General features: G+C 67.0%; 16 protein-coding genes. 4 read left to right on the forward strand and 12 right to left on the reverse strand.

Annotated elements, in window-relative coordinates; all coding sequences use genetic code 11:
- Positions 1-6: 6 nt before the first annotated feature.
- Both ACYP5B_RS50545 and ACYP5B_RS50550 read right to left on the reverse strand, forming a co-directional pair.
- Positions 7-624 carry a c-type cytochrome gene (locus tag ACYP5B_RS50545; protein ID WP_459574996.1) on the reverse strand — a complete coding sequence of 206 codons (618 nt, stop codon included), beginning with the start codon at positions 622-624 and terminating at the stop codon, positions 7-9.
- A gap of 26 nt (positions 625-650) precedes the next feature.
- Positions 651-2,321, reverse strand: coding sequence for an outer membrane protein assembly factor BamB family protein (locus ACYP5B_RS50550; RefSeq protein ID WP_459575024.1), 1,671 nt, complete (start codon positions 2,319-2,321; stop codon positions 651-653).
- 349 nt (positions 2,322-2,670) lie between these two features.
- Between ACYP5B_RS50550 and ACYP5B_RS50555 the strand changes: the two genes are divergently transcribed.
- Positions 2,671-3,339 carry an ankyrin repeat domain-containing protein gene (locus ACYP5B_RS50555; protein WP_459574998.1) on the forward strand — a complete coding sequence of 223 codons (669 nt, stop codon included), beginning with the start codon at positions 2,671-2,673 and terminating at the stop codon, positions 3,337-3,339.
- A gap of 7 nt (positions 3,340-3,346) precedes the next feature.
- Here ACYP5B_RS50555 and ACYP5B_RS50560 read toward each other — a convergent pair whose 3' ends face one another.
- Together ACYP5B_RS50560 and ACYP5B_RS50565 are read right to left on the reverse strand one after the other, a co-directional pair.
- Positions 3,347-4,429 (reverse strand): beta-propeller fold lactonase family protein, encoded by a 1,083-nt coding sequence (locus tag ACYP5B_RS50560; RefSeq protein WP_459574999.1) that lies wholly within the window; start codon positions 4,427-4,429, stop codon positions 3,347-3,349.
- A 63-nt stretch (positions 4,430-4,492) separates the two neighbouring features.
- Positions 4,493-6,841 (reverse strand): TonB-dependent receptor, encoded by a 2,349-nt coding sequence (locus tag ACYP5B_RS50565; protein ID WP_459575001.1) that lies wholly within the window; start codon positions 6,839-6,841, stop codon positions 4,493-4,495.
- A gap of 233 nt (positions 6,842-7,074) precedes the next feature.
- Between ACYP5B_RS50565 and ACYP5B_RS50570 the strand changes: the two genes are divergently transcribed.
- The gene (locus ACYP5B_RS50570) at positions 7,075-7,884 is read left to right on the forward strand and encodes an NADPH-dependent F420 reductase (RefSeq protein WP_400099054.1); all 810 of its coding nucleotides are present in this window, start codon (positions 7,075-7,077) and stop codon (positions 7,882-7,884) included.
- Between the two features lie 31 nt (positions 7,885-7,915).
- Here the strand turns inward: ACYP5B_RS50570 and ACYP5B_RS50575 are convergent, their stop codons facing one another.
- From ACYP5B_RS50575 to xdhA, 7 genes are all read right to left on the reverse strand, one after another.
- A complete protein-coding gene (locus ACYP5B_RS50575; RefSeq protein ID WP_400099056.1) occupies positions 7,916-8,344 on the reverse strand; it encodes a hypothetical protein in 429 nt (142 codons plus the stop codon).
- Between the two features lie 246 nt (positions 8,345-8,590).
- Positions 8,591-9,691, reverse strand: a complete 1,101-nt coding sequence (locus ACYP5B_RS50580; RefSeq protein ID WP_459575004.1) for a fatty acid desaturase — start codon at positions 9,689-9,691, stop codon at positions 8,591-8,593.
- Positions 9,692-9,868: 177 nt separating this feature from the next.
- Entirely contained in the window at positions 9,869-11,200 is a 1,332-nt protein-coding gene (gene guaD, locus ACYP5B_RS50585; protein ID WP_459575005.1) for a guanine deaminase, read from the reverse strand.
- A 61-nt stretch (positions 11,201-11,261) separates the two neighbouring features.
- Positions 11,262-12,308 (reverse strand): adenosine deaminase, encoded by a 1,047-nt coding sequence (locus ACYP5B_RS50590; RefSeq protein ID WP_459575006.1) that lies wholly within the window; start codon positions 12,306-12,308, stop codon positions 11,262-11,264.
- On the reverse strand, positions 12,305-13,339 hold the full coding sequence (xdhC, locus tag ACYP5B_RS50595) for a xanthine dehydrogenase accessory protein XdhC (RefSeq protein WP_267605968.1): 1,035 nt from the start codon (positions 13,337-13,339) through the stop codon (positions 12,305-12,307). The genes ACYP5B_RS50590 and xdhC overlap by 4 nt, the downstream gene beginning before the upstream one ends.
- Positions 13,340-13,456: 117 nt before the next feature.
- Positions 13,457-15,820 carry a xanthine dehydrogenase molybdopterin binding subunit gene (xdhB, locus tag ACYP5B_RS50600; protein WP_459575007.1) on the reverse strand — a complete coding sequence of 788 codons (2,364 nt, stop codon included), beginning with the start codon at positions 15,818-15,820 and terminating at the stop codon, positions 13,457-13,459.
- 12 nt (positions 15,821-15,832) lie between these two features.
- Entirely contained in the window at positions 15,833-17,347 is a 1,515-nt protein-coding gene (gene xdhA / locus ACYP5B_RS50605) for a xanthine dehydrogenase small subunit (protein WP_459575009.1), read from the reverse strand.
- 221 nt (positions 17,348-17,568) lie between these two features.
- Here xdhA and ACYP5B_RS50610 point away from each other — a divergent pair, with 221 nt between their 5' ends.
- Positions 17,569-18,519, forward strand: coding sequence for a LysR substrate-binding domain-containing protein (locus ACYP5B_RS50610; protein WP_267605971.1), 951 nt, complete (start codon positions 17,569-17,571; stop codon positions 18,517-18,519).
- A gap of 922 nt (positions 18,520-19,441) precedes the next feature.
- Here ACYP5B_RS50610 and ACYP5B_RS50615 read toward each other — a convergent pair.
- Positions 19,442-20,296, reverse strand: coding sequence for an ABC transporter substrate-binding protein (locus ACYP5B_RS50615; RefSeq protein WP_459575011.1), 855 nt, complete (start codon positions 20,294-20,296; stop codon positions 19,442-19,444).
- Positions 20,297-20,438: 142 nt separating this feature from the next.
- Between ACYP5B_RS50615 and ACYP5B_RS50620 the strand changes: the two genes are divergently transcribed.
- Positions 20,439-21,536 carry a substrate-binding domain-containing protein gene (locus ACYP5B_RS50620; RefSeq protein WP_459575014.1) on the forward strand — a complete coding sequence of 366 codons (1,098 nt, stop codon included), beginning with the start codon at positions 20,439-20,441 and terminating at the stop codon, positions 21,534-21,536.
- Positions 21,537-21,656: the final 120 nt, after the last annotated feature.

A 21,656-nucleotide genomic window follows, 5' to 3' on the forward strand; every position in this document is an offset into this window, starting at 1 on the left:
GCTGGGTCACCGCAAATTAGCCATATAACTCGCAAGATTCTGAATATCCGCATCCGACAGCCCGCGCGCCACGCTGGTCATGCTCCCCGCATCATTAGTCCGCTTGCGCGACCGGAAGTCTTCCAGCTGCTTGACGATATAGGCGTATTGCTGCCCCGCCACGCGGGGAATTTCATTCTGCCCGGCAAAGCCGCCAAGATGGCACATGGTGCAGAGCACTTCCTCGGCCTTCTTCCTGCCGGCTTCCACTTTTCGCCCATCGGCCTTGAACTGGGAGGCAATGGGTTTCTGCGCGGCAAAATATTCGCCCAGGTCGAGCATGTCCTCGCGCGACAGCGGCGCGGCCATCGGCGTCATCATCGGGTCGCTGCGCCGGCCTTCCTTGAAGTCCTTCAGCTCCAGGTAGATGTAGCGCGCGGTCTGGCCGGCCAGTACCGGATAGAGTGGATCGCCGGAGTTGCCCATCGGGCCGTGGCAAGCCACGCAGGATTCCGCCTTGCGCCTGCCGGCTTCGGGATCGGCGCGCGCCGTGCCGGCCGCGCATGCCAGCAGCACGCATAGCAAAAAGGCCGGCCCCGGCAGCGCTGGCTGCCGGGGCCGGGCGAGACCCGACGGGATCCGCATACCTATATGCCTATACGCCTATGTGCCTATTGCACCGCGAACACCAGCACGCTGTTGCCGCGCTTGAAGTCCAGTTGCGTGTTGCCGCCGGCCGCCACCGCGATGTACTGCTTGCCGCCGACCATGTAGGACACCGCCGGCGCATTCACGCCCGCGCCGCACTGGTACTCCCACAGCTTCTTGCCGGTGGCAGCGTCGAAGGCGCGGAACAGGCCGTTGCCTTCACCGTTGAAGACCAGGCCGCCCGCCGTCGCGAGCACGCCGCCGATCAGCGGCTGGTCGGTCTTGTAGTCCCACACCACCTTGCCGGTATCGATGTTCACCGCGGAGAGCTTGCCCCACTGCGCTTCGGCCGGGATGGTCTTGAAGGCGCCGCCAAGCCAGAGCTTGCCGCCCGGGTAGGGAGAGGCTTCCACCTGGTACGTCATGGGCTGGTGCAGGTTGGCGGCATAGGCCATCCGCGTCTTCGGGCTGAAGGCCATCGGCGACCATTCCACGCCGCCGTTGGCGCCCGGCAGCATGCGCGCGCCGGTGGCCGTGGGCAGGGTCCACATGTCTTCCTGCGGGATCATGGCTTGCGAGAAGCGGATCAGGCGGCCGTCGCGGCGGTCATGCACATAGACGTGGCCCGTCTTGCCGCCGTGGATCACGCCGGGAATCATCTGGCCGTTCTTGTCGCGCACGTCGACCAGGATCGGCGGGCTGGCGGCATCCAGGTCCCACACGTCATGGGCGATGTACTGCGAGTGCCATTTGTAGGCGCCGGTATCCAGGTCCACCGCGACCATCGAATCGGTATAGAGATTGTCTCCGGGGCGGATGGCGCCATACAGGTCGGGCGAAGGATTGCCCACCACGAAGATCGCCATCTTGTTCTTGCGGTCGATCGCCGGCGGCATCCACACGCCGCCACCGAGCGCCTTGTAGAAGTCCCCGCCCTTGTCCGCGAGCTGCTTCTTCTCGGCCGCGATGTCGCGCTTCATATCGCGCCCGGTCGCGTCCTTGGTGGCCCACACGCCTTCATGGCCTTTTTCGGGGATGGTGTAGAAGGTCCACAGCAGCTTGCCGTCGGTGGCGCTATACGCCTTGAGGAAGCCACGGATGCCGTACTCGCCGCCGTTGGTGCCGATCAGGATCTTGTCGTCCACGACCACCGGCGCCATGGTTTCCGAGTAGCCCAGTTCCGGGTTCGCGATCTGGGTTTCCCACAGCAGCTTGCCGGTCTTGGCGTCCAGCGCGACCAGCTTGGCGTCGAGCGTGCCCATGAAGAGGCGGTCGCCGGCGACGGCTACCCCGCGGTTGTTGGGGCCGCAGCAGAAGGTCGTGATCGGCCCCATCTTGTGCTTGTAGTGCCAGAACTCCTTGCCGGTCACGGCATCGATGGCATAGACGTGGTTATAGGACGTGGTCAGGAACATCACGCCGTTGATGACGATCGGTGCGGTCTCCATGGACTCGAGCACGGCGGTCTGGAACAGGAACGCCGGCTTCAGCCTTGCCACATTCTTGGTGTTGATCTGGCTGCCCGGGTAGTAGCGCGTCTGCACGTAGGAGCCATTGGAATGCACCCAGTCGTTCGCGTTGTTGCCGGCCGCGTCGAGCTGTGCCTGTGTCACCGGCGGCAGGGGCCGGGTCATGGCCGCGCCCGGGGTGGTCGCGCCGCCCTGGCTCTCGTCCGCGCCGAAGGCTGCGGGCATGAGCGCGGCGGCCACGGCGGCCAGCGCAAGCAACAGCAAGGGGAGGGTCAACCGGGTATGGCTGCGGGAAGAGAGCATGGGAAGCTCCTTTTTGAATTTCCGTGCCCCGGCTTTCCCAGGGCGAAAGCGTGTGCTTGTCGCACACTGTGGCGGCCCGGGTCACATGCAGTATAGGCAAGAGTGCAGGCAAAACAACCCGCATTGCAGTGGGTGCTTAAACCATGCTCGCCGCGCTGCAACATGCGTGCGGACGTTCCTTGAAATTGCGCGTCTTACCCACCACACTTAGCCGGCGAAGGTGTCGCGATGAGACTGGCAACGTAGTCAACGGCAGCGGCGGGAGACGGACATGAACGGACGCACTGGATGGCGCGCGGGGCTTGCCGCTGCGTTGCTATGTGGCATGGGCGTGCTGTGCCTGCCGGCCAATGCCGACGACGACATCAGCCTCAATGCCCGCCTGCTTGCCGCCGCCCGGGCCGGCGACACGGCGGCGGTGAGCGCATCGCTGCAGCAAGGCGCGGCGGTGAATGCACGCAACCGCATCGGCGATACGCCGTTGCTCACCGCGGCCAAGCGCGGGCTGACCGACATGGCGCGCACGCTGGTCGAGCATGGCGCCGACGTCAGCCAGGCCAACGTCCAGGGCGTGACGCCGTTGATGGCCGCGGCCTTCGGCGGCTTTGAGGAGATCGTGGCGATGCTGCTGGCGCGCCATGCGGAGCTGGCCGCCACGGATCGCGTCGACAAGACCGCCATGATCTACGCGGCCGGCGAGGGCCATGCCGGCGTGGTGCGGCAACTGCTGGACGCCGGCGTGGACGTCAACACCCGGTACGCAAATGGGCTTACCGCGCTGATGTGGGCGGCCGGCTACGACAAGGTCGAGACGGTGCGCCTGCTGCTGTCCAGAGGCGCCCGGCCCGAGCTGCGCGACAACCGCGGGCTGACCGCGCGGGAGATTGCCGATCAGGCTGGCGCGAAGACGGTCGCCGGCTTGCTGAGCGCGCAGCACTGATCGTCGCTCATGGCGCATCGAGCGTGCCCGCGCTCTTCGGGTACGTGACGATGCCCCAGTTCAGCGCGATGCCATCCAGCTGGCGCACCGGCTGGTAGGTCTGCGCATCGACCACCAACACTGCGTTGGAGCGGCCGCACGCAATCAGCAACCGCGCATCGTCGGGCGTAAAGCTGAAGTGCCAGCAGCGCTTGCCGATGTCGATGTTGGCGATGTTTTCATAGCTGTTTGCATCGAACACCTGCAGCGTGTCCGCGCGCGATGCAGCGATGAACAGACGCTTGCCAGCCCGGTCGAATGCGACGCCATACGGCCCGGTGCGGGTCGGCACGGTCTGCAGCACGCGGTAGTCCGCGGCATCGAGCACCAGGAAGCTATTGCTCGATTCCAGCGTGACGATGTAGCGCCGTCCGTCCGGGCTCACCTTGATGCCGCGTGGCCGCGAGCCCTGCGGCGCGTTCAGCAGCCTGATCCGCCGCCCGCTCGCGCGCGCGTAGACCGAGATCGTATCGTCGCCTTCATTGGTGACCAGCAGCTGGCGGCCGTCGGGCGAGAACTCGATGCCTTCGGTTTCCAGCCCGCTGGGAATGGCGCGGGCGATGCGCCACTGCGCGAGGTCGATCACTGCGATTTCCGCCGGGGCCGGCGCGTCGTCGCCAGCCTTGGAGGGCTTCGGCGCGCCCGCCGTCCCTGCGCGCTCGCCGGGCTCATAGGTGACAAAGGCCTGGCCGCCGGAGACCCGCACGAACTCGGGATTCTGCCCGATGGGCAGGCGCTTGATCACCTGCCCGTTGCGCGTGTCGATCACGGAGAGATCGCCGGTGGCCTTGTTGGCGGTCAGCAGGTATTTGCCATCCGCGGTGAGCGCGAGGCCACGCGGGCCCTTGCCACCGGGATCGAGCATGCGCGTGACCTCAAGCCGGTCGAGGTCGATCACCGCAACGCCGCCGCTCTCGCTTGTCACGTAGGCGGTGGCGGCGCGCGAGCTCACCGTGCCCCCCAGCCCCGCGCACAGGGCCAGCATCGCGACGCCACGCTTGCGCGAACTCCCCATTGCCGCCATGTTTGCCTCCACTTGCTTGTTTGCCACTGCATTCGCCGGATCGGTTCATTCTTGGCGAGGGCGCCGCGCTTGCCAAGGTATTCCTGCGCGCTAGCGCCCGCCCCATTCATAGCGCACGCCCACCAGGAAGAGCCGCGGCGCGCCGGGCGCGACGAAGCGCTCGACCGGCACCGCCGCGCCGGGCCGCAGCAGCGTGCCGCCGGGAAACACGTTGAGGCCTGCCTGCCCATAGGTTTCATAACGGCGGTCCAGCACATTGTCGACGCGCGCATAGAGCTGCCAGCGCGCATCGACCTGCCAGCTCGCCCGCAGGTTGAACAGCACGAAGCCAGCGGTGCGCGCCAGGCGCGGATCCTGTGCGCTCAGCGCGCCGTCCTCAACGCCGGCCACCGGGCGCGACGACGATGCGACCATGGAGCCGCCGAGCGTAACCGACTCGGTTGCGCGCCAGTCTGCGCTCAGCTTGAAGCTATGCAGCGGCACGCCCGCCATGCGCGTGCCGGGGCGCACGTTGACGGGCGCCGCGAACGGCGTCTGGATCTGGCCGTCCGCCTGGTAGGTGGATTGCAGGTAGCTGTAGCTCGCGCGCAGCATCACCCGGCCCAGCCGCTGGCGCAGTCCGAGCTCTAGCCCCTGGCTGCGGGTCTTGGGGAAGTTGGTGAAGTAGCCGAGCGGGCTGACCGGCGAGCGCTGGAACAAGATGTCGTCGCGGTTGTCGCTGCGGTACAGCGCCAGCGTGAGGTCGGTGGCATCGCTAGCCTTCCAGCGCCCGCCGAACTCCACCGTGCGCGACACCACCTGGCGCAGGTACGGGTCCGCCTGCAGGCCGGTGGGCAGCTGGCAGGCGTTGGCCGGATCCGCGCAGCCCAGCTCGATCGCGGTCGGCATGCGCGTGCCTTGCGAGGCCGAGGCAAAGACCGTGAGGCCGCTTCGCAACGGGTGCGAGATGCCGAGCGAAGGATTGAGCTTCGAGAACGTGAAGCGTTCGTCGGACGCGTTCGGCAAGCTCAGCACGGTGTGCGTGCTCGAGGTGTTCCAGCGCGCGCTCGCGGTGAGGTAGCTGTGCGGCAGCAGCTTGATGGTATCGGAGGCATACAGGCTGACGGTGCTGGTGCGGCCATCGAGCGAGGCATTGGTGGTGGGCGTGGCGCCGGGGTCCGCCACCGCCACGCGATCGTCGTTGAAGCTGGCGGGCTGCGTGTCCTGGCGATACGTTGCGCGGCTCAGGGCAAAGGCCGCGCCCAGTACCGCGTTGTGGACGTCGCCCGTATGCGACCACTGCCCGGACAGCCCGTAGTCATGCGTGTTGACGGTCGCGGTATTGAGCACCGCGCTGGCCGGCGCGGCGCTTGGCTCGCAACCGGCATTGCCAGCATTGCCCTGGCAGCCGAGCAAGGTGTCGAGGTAGTCGTTGCTGACATCGCCGGTGCTGGCCTTTGCGTGCCCCAGGCGAGCGTAAACCGTCAGCGCGAGCTGGTCCTCGGCGTTGAACTGGTGCGTGCCGTTCAGCGTGACCTGCAGCGAGCGCGTGCGGGTAATGTCCGGCGCGGTGTAGATGGCGTTGCGCTGGCTGCCGTAAATACTGTCCGGCAGCAGGCCGTTGCCGGACAGGCGGCTGCTGCTGCCCAGCACGCTCACGCTCCATTGCGTATCGGTGGTGGAGCGGCCGAGCTTGGCGAACAGGTTGCCCAGGCTGCTGCCGGAGTGCTGGCGCCAGCCGTCCTCGCGAAAGCCCGTGCCCGCCACGAAGGCGTGCCAGCCGTCGCCGAGCACGTTGCCCGCGCTCACATCGAGCCGCGCGCGGCCGTGGCTGCCGAGGCTCAGGTCAGCCTCCACGCCGGGATGTGTCTCGCCGGACTTGGTGGTCAGCGCCAGCGCGCCGCCAAGCGCGTTGAGGCCGTAGAGCGGATTGCTGCCGGGCACCAGCGTGATGGTGCTGATCGCAGCCTCGGGGATTGCCGTCCAGTCGACCACATCGCCCAGCGCGGCATTCTGGCGTACGCCATCCAGGTAGAGCGCGATGCCCTGCGCTGCGCCCAGGGTGGAGGACAGGCGGTAGCCGCGATAGAGGATGTCCTTCTGGAACGGATTGCCCTGCACGTCGTTGATCACCACGCTGTCCATGGTTTCGCCGAGGAACGAGGACAGGTTGCCGGACTTGGCGCGCTCCATGTCGGCGTCCGTCGCGGTCTGCACATTGCCGGGAAACGCCTCGCGCGGGATGGAGAATGAAGGCAGCGGCGCGGGTGCGACCACGGTGACCTCGCGCAGGTTGTGGACCTCGTCGGCCGGCGGCGCTGTTTCCGGCGTCTGGGCGGCCACGCCCGCCGGTGCGCCCGCTGCCAGCGCCACCAGTGCCACCCGAGCGCAGCCGGCTGCCGTGCGCTGCGCGGCGGGCGCGAGCCTTGAGCGGCGCGGACAGGGGAGGGCGAGGGCCATTACCTTCTCCGTCGGGACAAGGGCGCAGCGCAGGGGATGCCGGGTGATGCCGGGTGATGCAAGTGCTACTTACTGTAGTGCACAGTGTGGCAAGCGCCAAATCGATCACGCGGCGGCAGCGAGCCGGCGGCGCGCGCTGCATTTTTCGCCTAGAGTTTGAAGGCGTGCCAAGCGCACCGCACCCGCATGCTGTCTTGCAGCACCCCGCTCTTCACCGGATCGAGGAGTCCACCATGCCGTTTGCTGAACCCGTCGAACGCATCGCATCCATCGACCGGCGCCGCCGCTTGCTCACCGGCAGCGTTAGCCTCGCCTTGCTGGCGATGTGGCTGGGGATCTCGCCCTCGCGCTTGCGCGCGCAGGCTAGCCGGGATGGCGCGCCCATGCCCATTGGCGTGATCGGCTCGGGCCGCATCGGCGGCACGCTGGGCGGCCTGTGGGTGAAGGCTGGCCATCCCGTGCTGTTCTCCTCGCGCCACCCGGATGAGATCAAGCCGCTGGTCGAGAAGCTCGGCCCGCTTGCCCGCGCGGGCACGGTGGCCGAGGCGCTGGCCTTTTCCAATGTGATTCTTCTCGCCGTCCCTTACAAGGCCTTGCCTGACCTCTCGGCGGAGTACGGCAAGGCCTTTGCCGGCAAGGTGGTGGTGGATGCGACCAATGCCGTGCGCGCGCGCGATGGCGCCGTAGCCGAAGAGGCGATGCGCAAAGGCATCGGCATCACCACCGCAAAGTACCTGCGTGGCGCGCGCATCGTGCGTGCCTTCAATTTCATGGGCGCCACCAACTTCGCGAACATGAACCACCGGGCCGAGGGCCTGATCGCGGTGCCGATCGCCGCCGACGATCCAAAGGCGCTGCGCATTGGCGAGCAGCTGGTGCGCGATGCCGGCTTCGAGCCGGTGGTGGTTGGCCGGCTGGCCACGGCCGACAGCTTTGCCCCGGGCGGCCCGCTGTTCCACCAGATCGGCTCGGCCGACGCCATGCGCGCGCGCATCGCGGAGCTAGGCGGGAAGATGGGGGCGGCAGGCGCTGCGTCCAAATAAGAACGGCGCTGGCCAGCCCGCCCGAGCGGGCTTAGCCGCGCCAGGCGCCCTTCATCCAGACCCAGCCGCCGCCTTCGAAGCGCCAGACCCAGTGTCCGGGGACCCAGTAGGCGTGCTGCGCGGGCATGACCGTGATCTGCTCCACGATCACGGGCGGCATCACCGGCACCGGCTGCTGGACCCAGCGGCCGTGCACCCAGAACCAGTCGTTGCCCTCCCACTTCCAATGGCCCGGCACCCAGTTCCAGCCGTAGGCCGGCGCGGGACCGCGGTCCTCGTGCACCGGCGGCGGCATGTTGCGCACCACCTGGTGAGGCGGCGGTGGCGGCGGCTGCCGTACTACCACGCGTTCGGTCACGCAGCCGGCGAGGCTGCCGAGCACGGCCAGCGAGGCGAGCGCCGGCAGGGCGCTGCGGAGCAGGCGGCGGCGCATGGGCGCATGAGGTTTGCTGGTTGCCATTTCTCTATGTCCTGTGGAATCTGATTTGCGGTCAAGCGTCGTCTAAGGGGCGGCCCCGGGGCGGCATGCGCAATGACCTTGGGACCGATATCGTCCTTAACGAGGCAAGCGCTGCGCCGCGGGACAAGCACAGGGAAAGACTTTGTAATTGAGTATTACGCGCCCCAAATGAAAAACCGCAGCCAGGGGGGCTGCGGTTGCGGCGGGCGGCCATCGCTGGCCGCCGGGGCGGTGCTTCAGGCTGGGTCAGGCCGGCACTGGCGCGTTGGCGCTGGTCTGCCGGCCGCGGAAGTCCGTCCAGCACAGCGCCTTGAAGTCGTACAGCTTGCAGCGGCGCGCCGTATGGAAATACCAGCGCCAGGTGAAGTTCTGGATGATGATGCGGCCCGGCAGCGCGTGCTCCAGCAGCGCCTGCGCACGCTTGAGGCGGTACAGCGGCACGCTCATGTCCACGTGGTGCGCGGTGTGCTCCATGATGTGATGCAGCGCCGCGCCGATGCCATAGCGAAAGCGCAGGTGCACGGTAGTGGAGACGAAGGGCTGGGCGCGCGCCCACATGGCCTTGGTATCGTACCAGGCCACGCTGGTGTGGGTGTGGTGCACGTAGAGCACGAAGCCCACGGTGAAATTCCAGACCAGGAACGGCAGCACGAAGCCCAGCCCGACCAGCAGCGCGACCGACTGGCCGGTGGCAATTGCCAGCCACGCCAGCGCGCCGATCCACGCGGCGCCGAACAGGGCCACCAGCGCGCAGTCCCACATGAAGACGGCGCGGCGCGTGGGCATCTGGCGGCGGCTGGGGAAGAACATCTTGAACCACCAGATCTCGACCAGGTAGTACAGGCCCGCGCCAAAGCCGGTGCGGTAGACGCGCTCCAGCGCACGGCGCCAGCGCGGCAGCGCCTGGAATTCATCCAGCGAGTAAGGCGCCCAGACAAAGTCGAAGCCCTTGAGGTTGGAGTAGCCGTGGTGGACCACGTTATGGCCCACTTCCCACAAGCTGTAGGGCGTGAGCGATGGCAGGAAGGTCAGCCGGCCCAGCCATTTGTTCAGGCCGCGCCGGGGCGTCAGGCTCTGGTGGCAGGCATCGTGGCCGATGATGAACAAGCGGGCGATGACCAGCCCCGTCGCCACGCTGGCGGCCAGCTTGGCGAGCCAGTGGGAGAACAGCACCACCCCGGCCAGCGCGGCCAGGAACAGCGCGGTGTCCAGCGCGAACAGCGCCAGCGCGCGCGGTGTGCTGCGCGCGCCAAGCGGGATCAGCCAGCCGCGGATGATCTTGCGCGAAGGCAGGGGGGCGTCAGGGGAAATCGGCTCCGGTAAGGAAGCTTGCTGCGAGGCAATCATGCAAAAACCTTCAGTTGTCGAACGCGGGGTCGGGTGCCTGGATAGGCCCGAGACTGGCGATGCGCGGCCACAGGACAGGCCGATGGTGTGACAGCTTAGAAGGATTGCGTGACAGGGGTGTTGATCCGGGTCAAGCCGATGCGGCCGGACCCGGTGCGACGCGGTTAAAAGTGATGCTTAGCGCGTGGCGGAGGCCGGCGCGCTTGCCGGCTCGCCCATCACATAGACCTCGCCGATGACGCGGTCGTCACCCAGCATGGCGAAGGCGAACAATTGCTCTTCCAGCGTTGCCGAGCGCTCGCTGCGGCGCGCGATCAGCGGCGTGGCCTGCGGGTCGAGCACGATGAAGTCGGCCTCGCAGCCGGGCGTGAAGCTGCCCACGCGCTCGCTCCAGCCCAGTGCGTCGGCGGCGGCGCGGGTGGCCAGGTAGAACATGCGCAGCGCGGTGAGGTGGTAGCCGCCCATGCGTGCCACCTTGTGGGCGGCGTTCATGGTGCGCAGCATCGAGAACGAGGTGCCGCCGCCCACGTCGGTGGCCAGCGTCACGTTGAGGCGGTGCGCGTCGGACTGGTGGAAATCATAGAAGCCGCTGCCCAGGAACAGGTTGGAGGTGGGGCAGTGCGCCACCGCGGCGCCGCTGTCGGCTAGCCGCTTGCGATCGTCCTGGTCCAGGTAGATGGCGTGGCCGTAGAGCGCGCCCGGGCGCAGCAGGCCGTAGTGGTCGTAGATGTCGAGATAGCTGCGCGCTTGCGGGAACAGCTCGGCCACCCACTTCACTTCGTCGCGGTTTTCCGCCACGTGGGTCTGGATGAAGGCATCGGGATACGCCTTGGCCAGTTCGCCGCAGGCTTCCAGCTGCGCTTCGCTGGAGGTGGGCGCGAAGCGCGGCGTGATGGCGTACGACAAGCGATTCTTGCCGTGCCAGCGCGAGATCAGGTCGGCCGAGTCGCGCGCGCCGGACTCGGCGGTATCGCGCAGGAACTCGGGGCAGTTGCGGTCCATCATGACCTTGCCGGTGACGAGACGCAGGTTGCGGCGATCGGCTTCGGCGAACAGCGCATCCGCCGAGGCCGTGTGCACCGTGCTCCAGGCCACCGCGCTGGTGGTGCCGTTGCGCAGCAGTTCGTCGGCGAAGAAGCCGGCGACGGCTGCGGCGTACTCCGGCTCGGCAAAGCGGCGCTCCTCGGGGAACGTATAGGTCTCCAGCCAGTGCAGCAGGCCGGGCGAGGGCGAGGCGATGATGTCGGTCTGCGGGTAGTGCACGTGCGTGTCGATAAAGCCTGGCACGATCAGCTTGCCACGGCGGTCGATCACTTCGGCGCCGGCCGGGATCTGGTCGGCCAGGTCGGCATGGTTGCCAACCGCGGCGACATGCCCGGCGGTGACGATCAGCACCCCGTCTTCCCAATACTGATACGCGTCGTCATGAAACTGGGGGTCGCGCAGAAAGTGCAGCACGCGGCCACGGATGGCGCGGGTGATGGACTGGGTGGGGGGCGTGGTCGTCATAGCGATGTCTCGTGGGCGCCGGCGCGCACATGGCGCGCCGGCATCTTGGTGTGAGCCGCGCTCAGGCCGTGGAGGCCGCGGCGGGCAGCGGGGATTGCCAGAAGTGGTCGACTTCGGCGAGGAAAGCCGTCTTTTGCGAGGCAGGCAGGAACGACGCCTCGAAACTGTTGCGGGCCAGCTTGTGGCCATCGGCCGCGGTCAGCGGCAGGGCTTCGAAGGTGGCTTCCCAGTTCGCGTTCATATAGCCGCCGAAATAGGCGGGGTCGTCGGAGTGCAGCGTGACCAGCACGCCGGCTTCCAGCAGGCGGTGCAGGGAGTGGTCGCGCAGGTCCGGGTAGACCTTGAGCTTCTGGTTGGACAGCGGGCAGACCGTCAGCGCCACGCGCTCGCGGGCCAGCCGCTCGACCAGTGCCGGGTCGTCGATCGCGCGCACGCCGTGGTCGATGCGCTCCACCTTGAGGATGTCGAGCGCGTCGGTCACGTATTGCGCCGGGCCTTCCTCGCCGGCATGCGCCACCAGGTGCAGGCCGAGCTCGCGGGCGCGGGCAAACACGCGGGCGAACTTCTCCGGCGGGTTGCCCTGCTCGGAGGAATCCAGCCCGACGCCGACAAAGCGGTCGCGGTAGGGCAGCGCGGCTTCCAGCGTGGCGAAGGCGTCTTCCTCGGAGAGGTGGCGCAGGAAGCAGAGGATCAGGCTGCTGGAAAAATCGTACTGCGTGCGGGCCTGGGCCAGCGCGTCGGAAATGCCGTCGATCACCACGTTGATCGGCACGCCGCGTTCGGTGTGCGTCTGCGGGTCGAAGAAGATCTCGGCGTGGCGCACGTTGTCGGCGACGGCGCGCTGCACGTAGGCCATCGTCATGTCGAAGAAATCGTCCTCGGTCAGCAGCACGCTGGCGCCTGCGTAATAGATATCGAGGAACGACTGCAGGTCGGTGAAGGCGTAGGCCTCGCGCAGGGCTTCCACGCTGGCGTACGGCAGCTTGACCTTGTTGTGCTGGGCCAGCCGGAAGATCAGCTCAGGCTCGAGCGTGCCTTCGATATGGACATGCAGTTCCGCCTTGGGCGTCTGGCGAATACGGTATGCGAGCGCGGCATCGAGCGTCATGGGGTTCCTTTTGCGGTCTTGGTTTGCGTCGTGCTCGTCGCTTTGCCGCTGCGGCCCGCGGTCAGCGCGCCCAGATGGGCGAGGCGCTGGTCGCGAACCTGCAACAACTGAGCGACGATGGCAACCGCAATCATAGCCGGAGCCTTGTCCGTGATGCCGGAGACGCCCATCGGGCACGTCATTTCCGCAAAGCGGGAAGGGTCAATCCCGTGCTCCGCCATGCGATGCTCGAAGCGCGCGCGCTTGGTCTTGGAACCGATCAAACCGAAGTAGGCGAAGTCATCGCGCCGCAAGATCCGCTCGCACAGCGTCTGGTCCAGTGCGTGGCTGTGCGTCATCACCAGGAAGTAGCTGCCGGCCGGCGCATGGTCGACCACGGCTTCGGGGATGTCGCTGGCTTCCGGGGTGACGTTATCGGGCAGGTCGGACGGGAACAAGGTGTCGCGCTCATCCACCCAGTGCACCTGGCACGGCAGGTTGGCCAGCACCTTGACCAGCGCATGGCCCACGTGCCCGGCGCCGAACAGCACCACGTGCAGCTCGTCCGGCACCAGGGTGTCGGTCCAGCCGCCGTCCGCATGCAAAGTCACCGAGGGCAGCAGCGCCGGCGCCGCGGCGTGCTGCACCGCGCCGGTGCGCGGCACCGTGCGCATCAGCGAGCGGCCGGTGCCGAACGCGGCCTGCACCGCGTCCAGCCACGGCAGGTCGGCCTCGCCCAAAACCTCGAAGGCGAGCAGTACCACGCCGCCGCAGCATTGCCCCAGCGCCGGGCCCAGCGGGATGCGCACGATCTGCCGCATTGCATCGCGCTCGGCCAGCATGGTGCGGGCGATTTCCATGCCGCGCCATTCGAGATGGCCGCCGCCGATGGTGCCAACCAGTTCGTCGGCGGTCACCAGCATGCGCACGCCCGCCTCGCGCGGGGCGGAGCCTTTCACCTCGGCGATGGTGACCATCGCCACCGGCACGCCCGCGCGCACCCAGCGGGTGGCGTCGGCGAAGCGGAAGGGTTTGAGGGGTGCGTCCTGCATGGTGATGCCTTTTAAGGTTGATGCTTTGCCTTGGGGTAAGGCGGCGCTTTACGTCGTTACATCGTTGCGGTCTTCAGCGAGGGTGGTCTGTGGGCGCATCCGTCAAGCCACCTCGCCTCACTGCACCACCGGCACAGCCACCCGCACCGCATCCACCGCATCCAGAATCGCCTCGCTCGTCGCAGGCGCCACCAGCGGCGGATTCACCTTGTAATCCCCCACGCTGGCCACCGCATCGCGGATCGCGAAGAACACCGAGAACGGCAGCAGCAGCGGCGGCTCGCCCACGGCCTTGGACCGATGGATGCTGTCCTCCGCATTGTCGTTCTGGAACAGCCGCACGTAAAAATCTTCCGGGCAGTCGTTGACGGTCGGGATCTTGTAGGTGGAGGGCGCATGCGTCATCAGCTTGCCGTCCTTGTTCCACCACAACTCCTCGGTGGTCAGCCAGCCCATGCCCTGGATAAAGCCGCCTTCGACCTGGCCGATATCGATGGCCGGGTTGAGCGAGCGCCCGGCGTCGTGCAGCACGTCGGCGCGCAGCAGGCGCCATTCCCCGGTGAGCGTGTCCACCAGCACTTCGGAGCAGGCCGCGCCATACGCGAAGTAGTAGAACGGCCGGCCCTGCAGCTTGGACTGGTCCCAGTACAGCTTGGGCGTGGTGTAGAAGCCATCGGACCACAGCTGCACGCGCGCCACATAGGCTTGCCGCGCGAGGTCGCTGAAGTCCAGGCGGAGTTCGCCCGCCACCACCAGGTCGTCGCCGAACTGCACGCTGTGCGCATCCACGCCAGCCTGGCGCGCGGCAAATGCTGCCAGGCGCTCGCGGATCTGGCGGGCAGCGTCCTGCGCGGCCTTGCCGTTGAGGTCGGTGCCGGTGGAGGCGGCGGTGGCCGAGGTGTTGGCCACCTTGCTGGTATCCGTGGCGGTCACGCGCACGCGTTCCAGCCGGATGCCAAGCTCATGCGCTACCACCATCGCCACCTTGGTGTTCAGGCCCTGGCCCATCTCGGTGCCGCCGTGGTTCACCAGCACCGAGCCGTCGTTGTACACGTGCACCAGCGCGCCGGCCTGGTTGAAGTGCGCCACGTTGAAGGAGATGCCGAACTTTACCGGGGTGAGGGCGATGCCCTTCTTCAGCACCGGGCTGCTCGCATTGAAGGCGCGCGTGGCCTCGCGGCGCTCGCGGTAGGCGCTGGTCGCTTCGAGCTCGTCGAGCAGTTCGTGGATGACATTGTCTTCCACGGTCTGGCCGTAAGGCGTGACATTGCGCTCGGTCTTGCCGTACAGGTTGGCGCGGCGCACGTCGAGCGCATCGCGGCCCACGGTGCGTGCCACGTTGTCGAGGATGTACTCCATGGCAAAGGCGCCCTGCGGGCCGCCGAAGCCGCGGAAGGCGGTATTGCTCTGCGTGTTGGTCTTGCCGCAGTAGCCGTCGATCTGCACATTCGGCAGCCAGTAGGCGTTGTCGAAGTGGCAGATGGCGCGGGTCATCACCGGGCCGGACAGGTCCGCCGAAAAGCCGGCGCGCGAGACCATTTCCACCGACACGCCGTCGAGACGGCCTTGGGCATCGTGGCCGACTTCGTAGTCGAAGACGAAGTCGTGGCGCTTGCCGGTGATCATCATGTCATCGTCGCGGTCCGGGCGCAGCTTGACCGGGCACAGCAGCTTCCACGCGGCCAGCGCGGCGCAGCAGGCGAACATTGCAGACTGCGATTCCTTGCCGCCGAAGCCGCCGCCCATGCGGCGGCACTCCACCAGCACCTGGTGCGCGTGCCAGCCCAGCATATGCGCCACCGCATGCTGCATCTCGGTGGGGTGCTGGGTCGAGCACCACACGTGCATGCCGTCATTCTCCTTGGGCGCGGCGTAGGCGATCTGGCCTTCCAGGTAGAACTGCTCCTGGCCGCCCAGGCGGATATTGCCCTTGTCCCGATGAAGCGCCGCGGCGATATGGCTGGCCGGCTCGCCGCGCGTCAGGTGCATCGGCGGCAGCACATAGCTGCCGGCCTGGTGGGCCGCCTCTGGCGACAGCACCGGCGCCAGGTCTTCGTATTCGACAGCGCCCAGGCGTGCCGCACGGCGCGCGGCGTCGTGCGAGGTCGCCACCACCACGAACATCGGCTGGCCGATGAATTGCACCAGGCCATTGGCCAGGATGGGGTCGTCGTGGATGATCGGGCCGCATTCGTTGGCGGCGGGGATGTCCTCGGCGGTCAGCACTGCCACCACGCCCGGCGCGGCGCGCACCTTGTCGAGCGAGATCGACTTGATGCGGGCGTGGGCGCGGGTGCTCATGCCGAGCGCGGCGTGCAGCGTGCCGGCCAGCTCGGGGATGTCGTCGGTGTAGGTGGCCGTGCCGGCCACATGCAGGTGGGCCGATTCGTGCGGGCGCGATACGCCCACTTGCGGCGTCGACACGGCGGTCCTGGCTTCGATCGCGGCGTCGAGCAGGAAGGGTTCGGTTTGCTTGTTCATGCCGATCTCTCCTTACGCGGTGACGGTGGCGGTGGTCGCGCCCGCGCCGATGGCGCGGACATTGACGGCGGCGGCGGGCAGCGCGTCGGCGCGCGTCTCCAGCCAGAAGCGGTACAGCAGGTTGGCGGCGCCCCGGCTGCGGTAGGCAGCGGTGGCGCGCATGTCGGACAGCGGGGTGAAGTCCTGCGACAGCGCGCTCATGGCGGCGCGGGCGGTGGCTTCCGTCCAGGGCTGGCCAACCAGCGCGGCTTCGGCATGTGCGCCGCGCTTGGGCGTGGCGGCCATGCCGCCGAAGGCCACGCGCGCATGCCGGATCGCGCCGCCCTCGATGGTCAGCGCAAAGGCGGCGCACACCGCGGAAATGTCCTCGTCAAAACGTTTCGACAACTTGTAGGTGCGCAAGTGCTGGGGGCCCGCCAGCGGCACGCGCAGCGCCGCGACGAACTCGCCTTCGGCCATGGCGGTCTTCTGATAGGCCAGGTAGAGGTCCTCCAGCGGCAGGGTGCGGCGCGCGTCGCCGCGCTGCAGCACCACTTCGGTGCCAAGCGCGATCAGCACGGGCATGGAGTCGCCGATGGGCGAGCCGTTGGCGATATTGCCGCCCAGCGTGCCGGCGTTGCGGATCGGCAGGGAAGCGAAACGCTTCCACATTTCTTCCAGCTCGGGATGGATGTCGTTGAGCGCGGCGTAGGCGCGCTCGAGCGAGACCGCCGCGCCGATTTCCAGCGTGCCGTCCACTTGCCCGATGCTATTCAGGTCAGCCACCTGGCCCACGTACAGCAGGTTGCCCAGCTCGCGGAACTGCTTGGTCACCCACAGCCCTACGTCGGTGCTGCCGGCCAGGATGCGCACGCCGGGTTCGGCGGCCTTGATGGCGGCAAAGGCCGACGCCGTGCGGGGCGCGTAGAAATGCTGCCCTTCGGCGCTGTAGTGGAAGGTGTTGTCGCGCTGCAGCGAGCGCAGCGTGTCGGCGATCTGGCGCGGGTCCAGCTTGCTGGCCTGCGGCGCCGGCAGCGCCATCATGCGCTGGCCGGCCTCGATGATGGGGCGGTAGCCGGTGCAGCGGCACAGGTTGCCGGTCAGGGCGTCGCAGATGGCCTCGCGCGCCGGGGCGCGGCCGGTGCCGGCGTCCTCGGATTTTTGCTGGTAGAGCGCCCACAGCGACATGACGAAGCCGGGGGTGCAGAAACCGCACTGGGAGCCATGGCACTCCACCATCGCCTGCTGCACCGGGTGCAGCGCGCCGTCGGCCTGGCGCAGGTCTTCCACGGTGATCAGCGCGCGGCCGTCCAGGGTGGGCAGGAACTGGATGCAGGAATTGACCGCCTTGAACTCGACCTGGCCGTTTTCGCCCAGCTCGCCAAGCACTACGGTGCACGCCCCGCAATCGCCTTCGGCGCAGCCCTCCTTGGTGCCCGTGCAGCGCGCGTCCTCGCGCAGGTACTGCAGCACGGTGCGGGTAACGGGCGCGTCAGCGACCCCCGTCACCTTGCCCCGGTGGTAAAAGCGGATGGTTTGCGTCTCCATGGTGTCTTCTCTCTTTGTGGATGGGGCCAAACATAGCACTGACGCCGACGATGCAATATTCGGCCCAGGTGATATGCCCCATCAAGGGGGAGAGCATTCCGGCGGCGCGACTAGCGCGGCGGCCACCGGATTTGACCAATGACGGGGTGCCTGACATACACTATGCGCCGTTCCCATTCCCCACGCCACCGGCCGCGAAGCGCGCCAGGCGCCCCCTCGCCATGCACGGACGCGACCATCTCGACACCTATTTGCTGCGGGTGCTGCACACCCTGCTCACCGAGCAGAGCGTGACCCGCACCGCGGTCCGGCTCGGCCAATCGCAGCCCGCCATCAGCAATACGCTCAAGCGGCTAAGGGAAATCACGGGGGATGCCATCCTGGTGCGCGGCAAGAGCGGCATGGTGCCCACCGAGCGCGGCCGCGAGCTGCTGCAGCTGGCCGAACAGAGCCTTGCCGCCATGGACCGCATCGCCCGGCCACCCCAGCATTTCGACCCGGCCACCACTACCCGTACCTTCCACCTGGGCGCGCCGGACTACCTGGACGCTTTCTTCCTGCCCAATATCGTCGAGCGGGTGCGCCGGCTGGCGCCCGGCGCCAAGCTGTTCGTGCACCCGATGACGTCATCGAGCGACTTCCTCGACAGCCTGGAGCAGGGACAGCTCGACATCGTGGTAGGCAACTGGCTGTCGCCGCCAGAACACCTGCATATTTCGCCGTTGTTCGACGATGAGGTGGTGTGCATGCTGGGGGCGCAGCATCCGCTGGCGCGCAAGGGGCTGACCCTCAAGCATTACCTGGAGATGCCGCACCTGGCGCCGGCGCCGTATGCGTCGATGCAGCGCAGCATGATCGACCAGGCGCTGGCCGAGCAGGGGTACAAGCGGAATATCCAGGTCACGCTGCCATATTTCGGGCTGGTGCCTTATGTGTTGATGAAGACGGATATGGTGTTCACCACCGGGCGGCAGTTTGCTGCGCATTATGCGCAGTACCTGCCGCTGAAGATGGTGCCTTCGCCGGTGGCGTTTCCACGGATGCGGTTTTATCAGCTTTGGCATGAGCGGTGTCATGCTGCTCCGGATGTGATGTGGTTGCGCAGGATGATTGCGGAGGTGGCTGGGGAGTTGCCGGTTTTGCCTCAGTTGGCGAGAGTAGGGGAAGGGTAGGGGAAGGTTGGGCAAGGGCAGAACCGTTGGCTCTTGTCTTGTGGTTGGCTTTGATTTTTGCGGCGTTGGCTTTTGCACCCAAGGGCCGTACGACATCCCCCTGCGGGGGCTGCCGGTCACTCTTCTTTGCGCGGCAAAGAAGACTAACGAGAAGAAAGCCGCCCTGCCGGGAGCAGAGCAATAAGGCTGTTCGATGGGGGTGGTTGCGTCGTACGGCCCTGAGTGTTGGCTGGCGTGTCCTACCGGCCTGGAGGTCATCGCAACTGCATGACCCACGGGTTCCGTGGTGGGGCCCCTGACCTCGTGTGCGGTGCGCGTTCGACCATCTGCCGTTCGCGGCGCGAGGGGCTGCGCTGTTTCGGGTGTGGCTGGTTTCGTGGTTTTGTCTCGGAGGGCAGGCACGGTGATGTTCGAGCGTGACCCTCGCGGACCGGGCCACGGTGCCCACCACGAAACCAGGGGCGCTGAGAGCAAGTTGCCGGATGCGCCGGTACGGCAGGGCCTCAAATGGCCGGGCGTTCGCCGCCAGAGACAAAACCACGAAACCAGCAGGTCATGCAGCATCGTGGCCCTCCGCACCGCGTACGGCAGATGTGGGAATGGTCACCGAGCAAAGCGATCAGGGGCCTTACGGCGAGACCCGTGGGTCATGCAGCTGCGATGACCCTAAATCCGGTAAGGCACGCCAGCCAACACTCAGGGCCGTACGACGCAACCACAGAGGCAAAAACAGCCTTATTGCTCTGCTCCCGGCAGGGCGGCTTTCTTCTCGTTAGTCTTCTTTGCCGCGCAAAGAAGAGTGACCGGCAGCCCCCCCGCAGGGGGATGTCGTATGGCTCTTGGGTGCAAAAACCAACGCCGTAGCAATCAAATCCAAAGTTTGGACAAGAGCCAATGGTTTTGCACTTGTCCAACCCCCCCTTCACTTCCCCTTGTAACTCGGAAAGAACAACTGCTCCCCCTCCACCTTGTACGCCGCGATGGCGTCCTGCCCTTCCTTCGACGTAATCCACTCCACCAGCTTCATCGCATCCGTGTAATTCGTGCCAGGATGCTTGGCCGGATTCACGGCGATCACGCCATACGGGTTGAACATCCTGGGATCGCCCTCCAGCAGGATCGCCAACCCGGTCTTGGCGCGGTAAGCGCCGTAGGTGGCCCGATCAGACAACGTGTAGCCCGGCATCTGCGCTGCCATGGTCAGCACCTCACCCATCCCCAGCCCCGCGTTCACATACCAGGGTTGCCCCTTGGGCTCGATCCCCACCTGTTTCCAGTAGTCCTTCTCCATCACGTCGGTCCCGGAGTTGTCCCCGCGCGAGATGAACTTGGTGCTGCCTGCGGCGATCTTCCTGAAGCCGGCTAGCACGTCCCTGCCGCCCTTGAGGCGGTCGGGGTCGCTGGCCGGGCCGACCACGATGAAGTCGTTGTACATGACGTCGCGGCGGTTGACGCCGTAGCCAGCGGCCATGAATGCGTCTTCCATCTTGCGGGCGTGCACCAGCAGCACGTCGACGTCGCCCATCTCGCCCATCTTCATCGCCTTGCCCGAGCCCACCGCGATCACCTTGACGGCCACGCCGCTCTTTTGCTCGAACCTGGGCAGCAGGAATTTCAGCAGGCCGGAGTTTTCCGTGCTGGTGGTCGTGGCCAGCTTGAGTTCGCCAGCGAAGGCGCCGGCGGCGCCCGTCAGGCAGACCAGGCAAACCAGTCCCAGGTTGCGCGCGGCGCGGGTCGGTAAGTGACCCAAAAGGCTTTGCTTGGCGACGGCTTGCATGGAGTCTCCTTGTCTTATGTTTTCAGAAACACAATTGCCACAAACTCATGTGATCGGTGAGAATGCAGCGAAATACGTGGAAATCAGCGCCTTGCATTCTCGATGAACCACATCTCTAAAGTAAATATGAAAGGCGTTTCATATGACATTTCGCTTTGACCTGTTCCCGGTAGTGGCCGCGGACGACAATCCGCGTTCCAATGCCAAGGTGTTCCAGCTGCTCAAGGCAGTGCGCGAGACCGGCTCCCTGCATCGCGCGGCGCGCGAGATCGGGCTGTCATACCGGCACGCCTGGGGCGTGATGCGATCATGGGAGGAAATGCTTGGGCGCAGCATGCTCGACATGGAGCGTGGCCGGGGGGCGTCGCTGACGATGTTCGGCGAGCGCTTGCTGCGCGCGGAAGGGCGCTTGCGCGATGCGATCGACCCGATCGTGCAGAAGGCGATGGTCGATTTCCTGGCGGACCTGGACGACGCGGCCCAGCCGCAGACCCGCATCCGCTTCTCCGGCAGCCACGATCCGGCCATGGAGGTCCTGGCGGGGGCACTGCGCGATGCGCCGGGCGGCCTGCAGCTCGACACCGTGTTCTGCGGCAGCGTGGAGGGCCTGATCTGCCTGCAGGAGCGGCAGTCCGAGCTGGCGGGCTTCTACGTGTCGCCGATCCAGAAGGCTGGCTCCGTGGCCCACGTCACGCTGCGTAAATGGCTGCGTCCGGCCGCCGTGCGCCTGATCCGCCTGGCCTGGCGCGAGCAAGGCCTCATCGTCGCACCCGGGCTCGCGCGCGAGATCCACGACCTGCGCGACCTGGCCCGCACCCGGGCTCGCTTTGTCAATCGCCAGCGCAGTTCGGGCACGCGCATGCTGTTCGACCAACTGCTGGCCACCGAGGGGCTGTTCCCGGACCAGATCGTCGGCTATGAAACCCCCGAGTTCAGCAACGAGAAGGTGGCGGAAGCGGTCCACGCCGGCCGCGCCGAGGTGGGATTCGGCCTGCGCATGAATGCCGAGGCCCATGGGCTGGCCTTTGTGCCGCTGACCCGCGAGGCCTACTACGTGGCGCTGCGCAAGAACGACCAGATCACGCCCTGGGCGCATGGCTTGCTGGCGCATATGGCCGACCCGGCCTTGCGCCGCCGCATCGAGGCGCTTCCCGGCTACGCCATGGCCGAGCCCGACGGCATCCTGACGCCGCAAGAGGCACTCCCCTGGTACGGCCCCGACGGCAAGGAAGGCGGCTGACGCCGTCCACCAGGGAGGGCCGGATCCCGGCCGTTTGAGCGCGCGCGTATTACACTGGTTAAGTAGGCGGGGCTGCATGCCCGCCAGACAAACCCTGCAAGGAGCGCCATGCTAGAAACG

This window comes from Cupriavidus sp. 8B (genome assembly GCF_054589115.1).

Coding starts and splice junctions, on each gene's coding strand:
- ACYP5B_RS50565 (WP_459575001.1), bottom strand. CDS start 6,841: ATGGCCCTCGCCCTCCCCTGTCCGCGCCGCTCAAGGCTCGCGCCCGCC.
- ACYP5B_RS50555 (WP_459574998.1), top strand. CDS start 2,671: ATGAACGGACGCACTGGATGGCGCGCGGGGCTTGCCGCTGCGTTGCTA.
- ACYP5B_RS50575 (WP_400099056.1), bottom strand. CDS start 8,344: ATGGCAACCAGCAAACCTCATGCGCCCATGCGCCGCCGCCTGCTCCGC.
- ACYP5B_RS50580 (WP_459575004.1), bottom strand. CDS start 9,691: ATGATTGCCTCGCAGCAAGCTTCCTTACCGGAGCCGATTTCCCCTGAC.
- ACYP5B_RS50570 (WP_400099054.1), top strand. CDS start 7,075: ATGCCGTTTGCTGAACCCGTCGAACGCATCGCATCCATCGACCGGCGC.
- xdhA (WP_459575009.1), bottom strand. CDS start 17,347: ATGGAGACGCAAACCATCCGCTTTTACCACCGGGGCAAGGTGACGGGG.
- xdhB (WP_459575007.1), bottom strand. CDS start 15,820: ATGAACAAGCAAACCGAACCCTTCCTGCTCGACGCCGCGATCGAAGCC.
- ACYP5B_RS50550 (WP_459575024.1), bottom strand. CDS start 2,321: ATGCCCGCAGCCTTCGGCGCGGACGAGAGCCAGGGCGGCGCGACCACC.
- guaD (WP_459575005.1), bottom strand. CDS start 11,200: ATGACGACCACGCCCCCCACCCAGTCCATCACCCGCGCCATCCGTGGC.
- ACYP5B_RS50545 (WP_459574996.1), bottom strand. CDS start 624: ATGCGGATCCCGTCGGGTCTCGCCCGGCCCCGGCAGCCAGCGCTGCCG.
- xdhC (WP_267605968.1), bottom strand. CDS start 13,339: ATGCAGGACGCACCCCTCAAACCCTTCCGCTTCGCCGACGCCACCCGC.
- ACYP5B_RS50620 (WP_459575014.1), top strand. CDS start 20,439: ATGACATTTCGCTTTGACCTGTTCCCGGTAGTGGCCGCGGACGACAAT.
- ACYP5B_RS50615 (WP_459575011.1), bottom strand. CDS start 20,296: ATGCAAGCCGTCGCCAAGCAAAGCCTTTTGGGTCACTTACCGACCCGC.
- ACYP5B_RS50610 (WP_267605971.1), top strand. CDS start 17,569: ATGCACGGACGCGACCATCTCGACACCTATTTGCTGCGGGTGCTGCAC.
- ACYP5B_RS50590 (WP_459575006.1), bottom strand. CDS start 12,308: ATGACGCTCGATGCCGCGCTCGCATACCGTATTCGCCAGACGCCCAAG.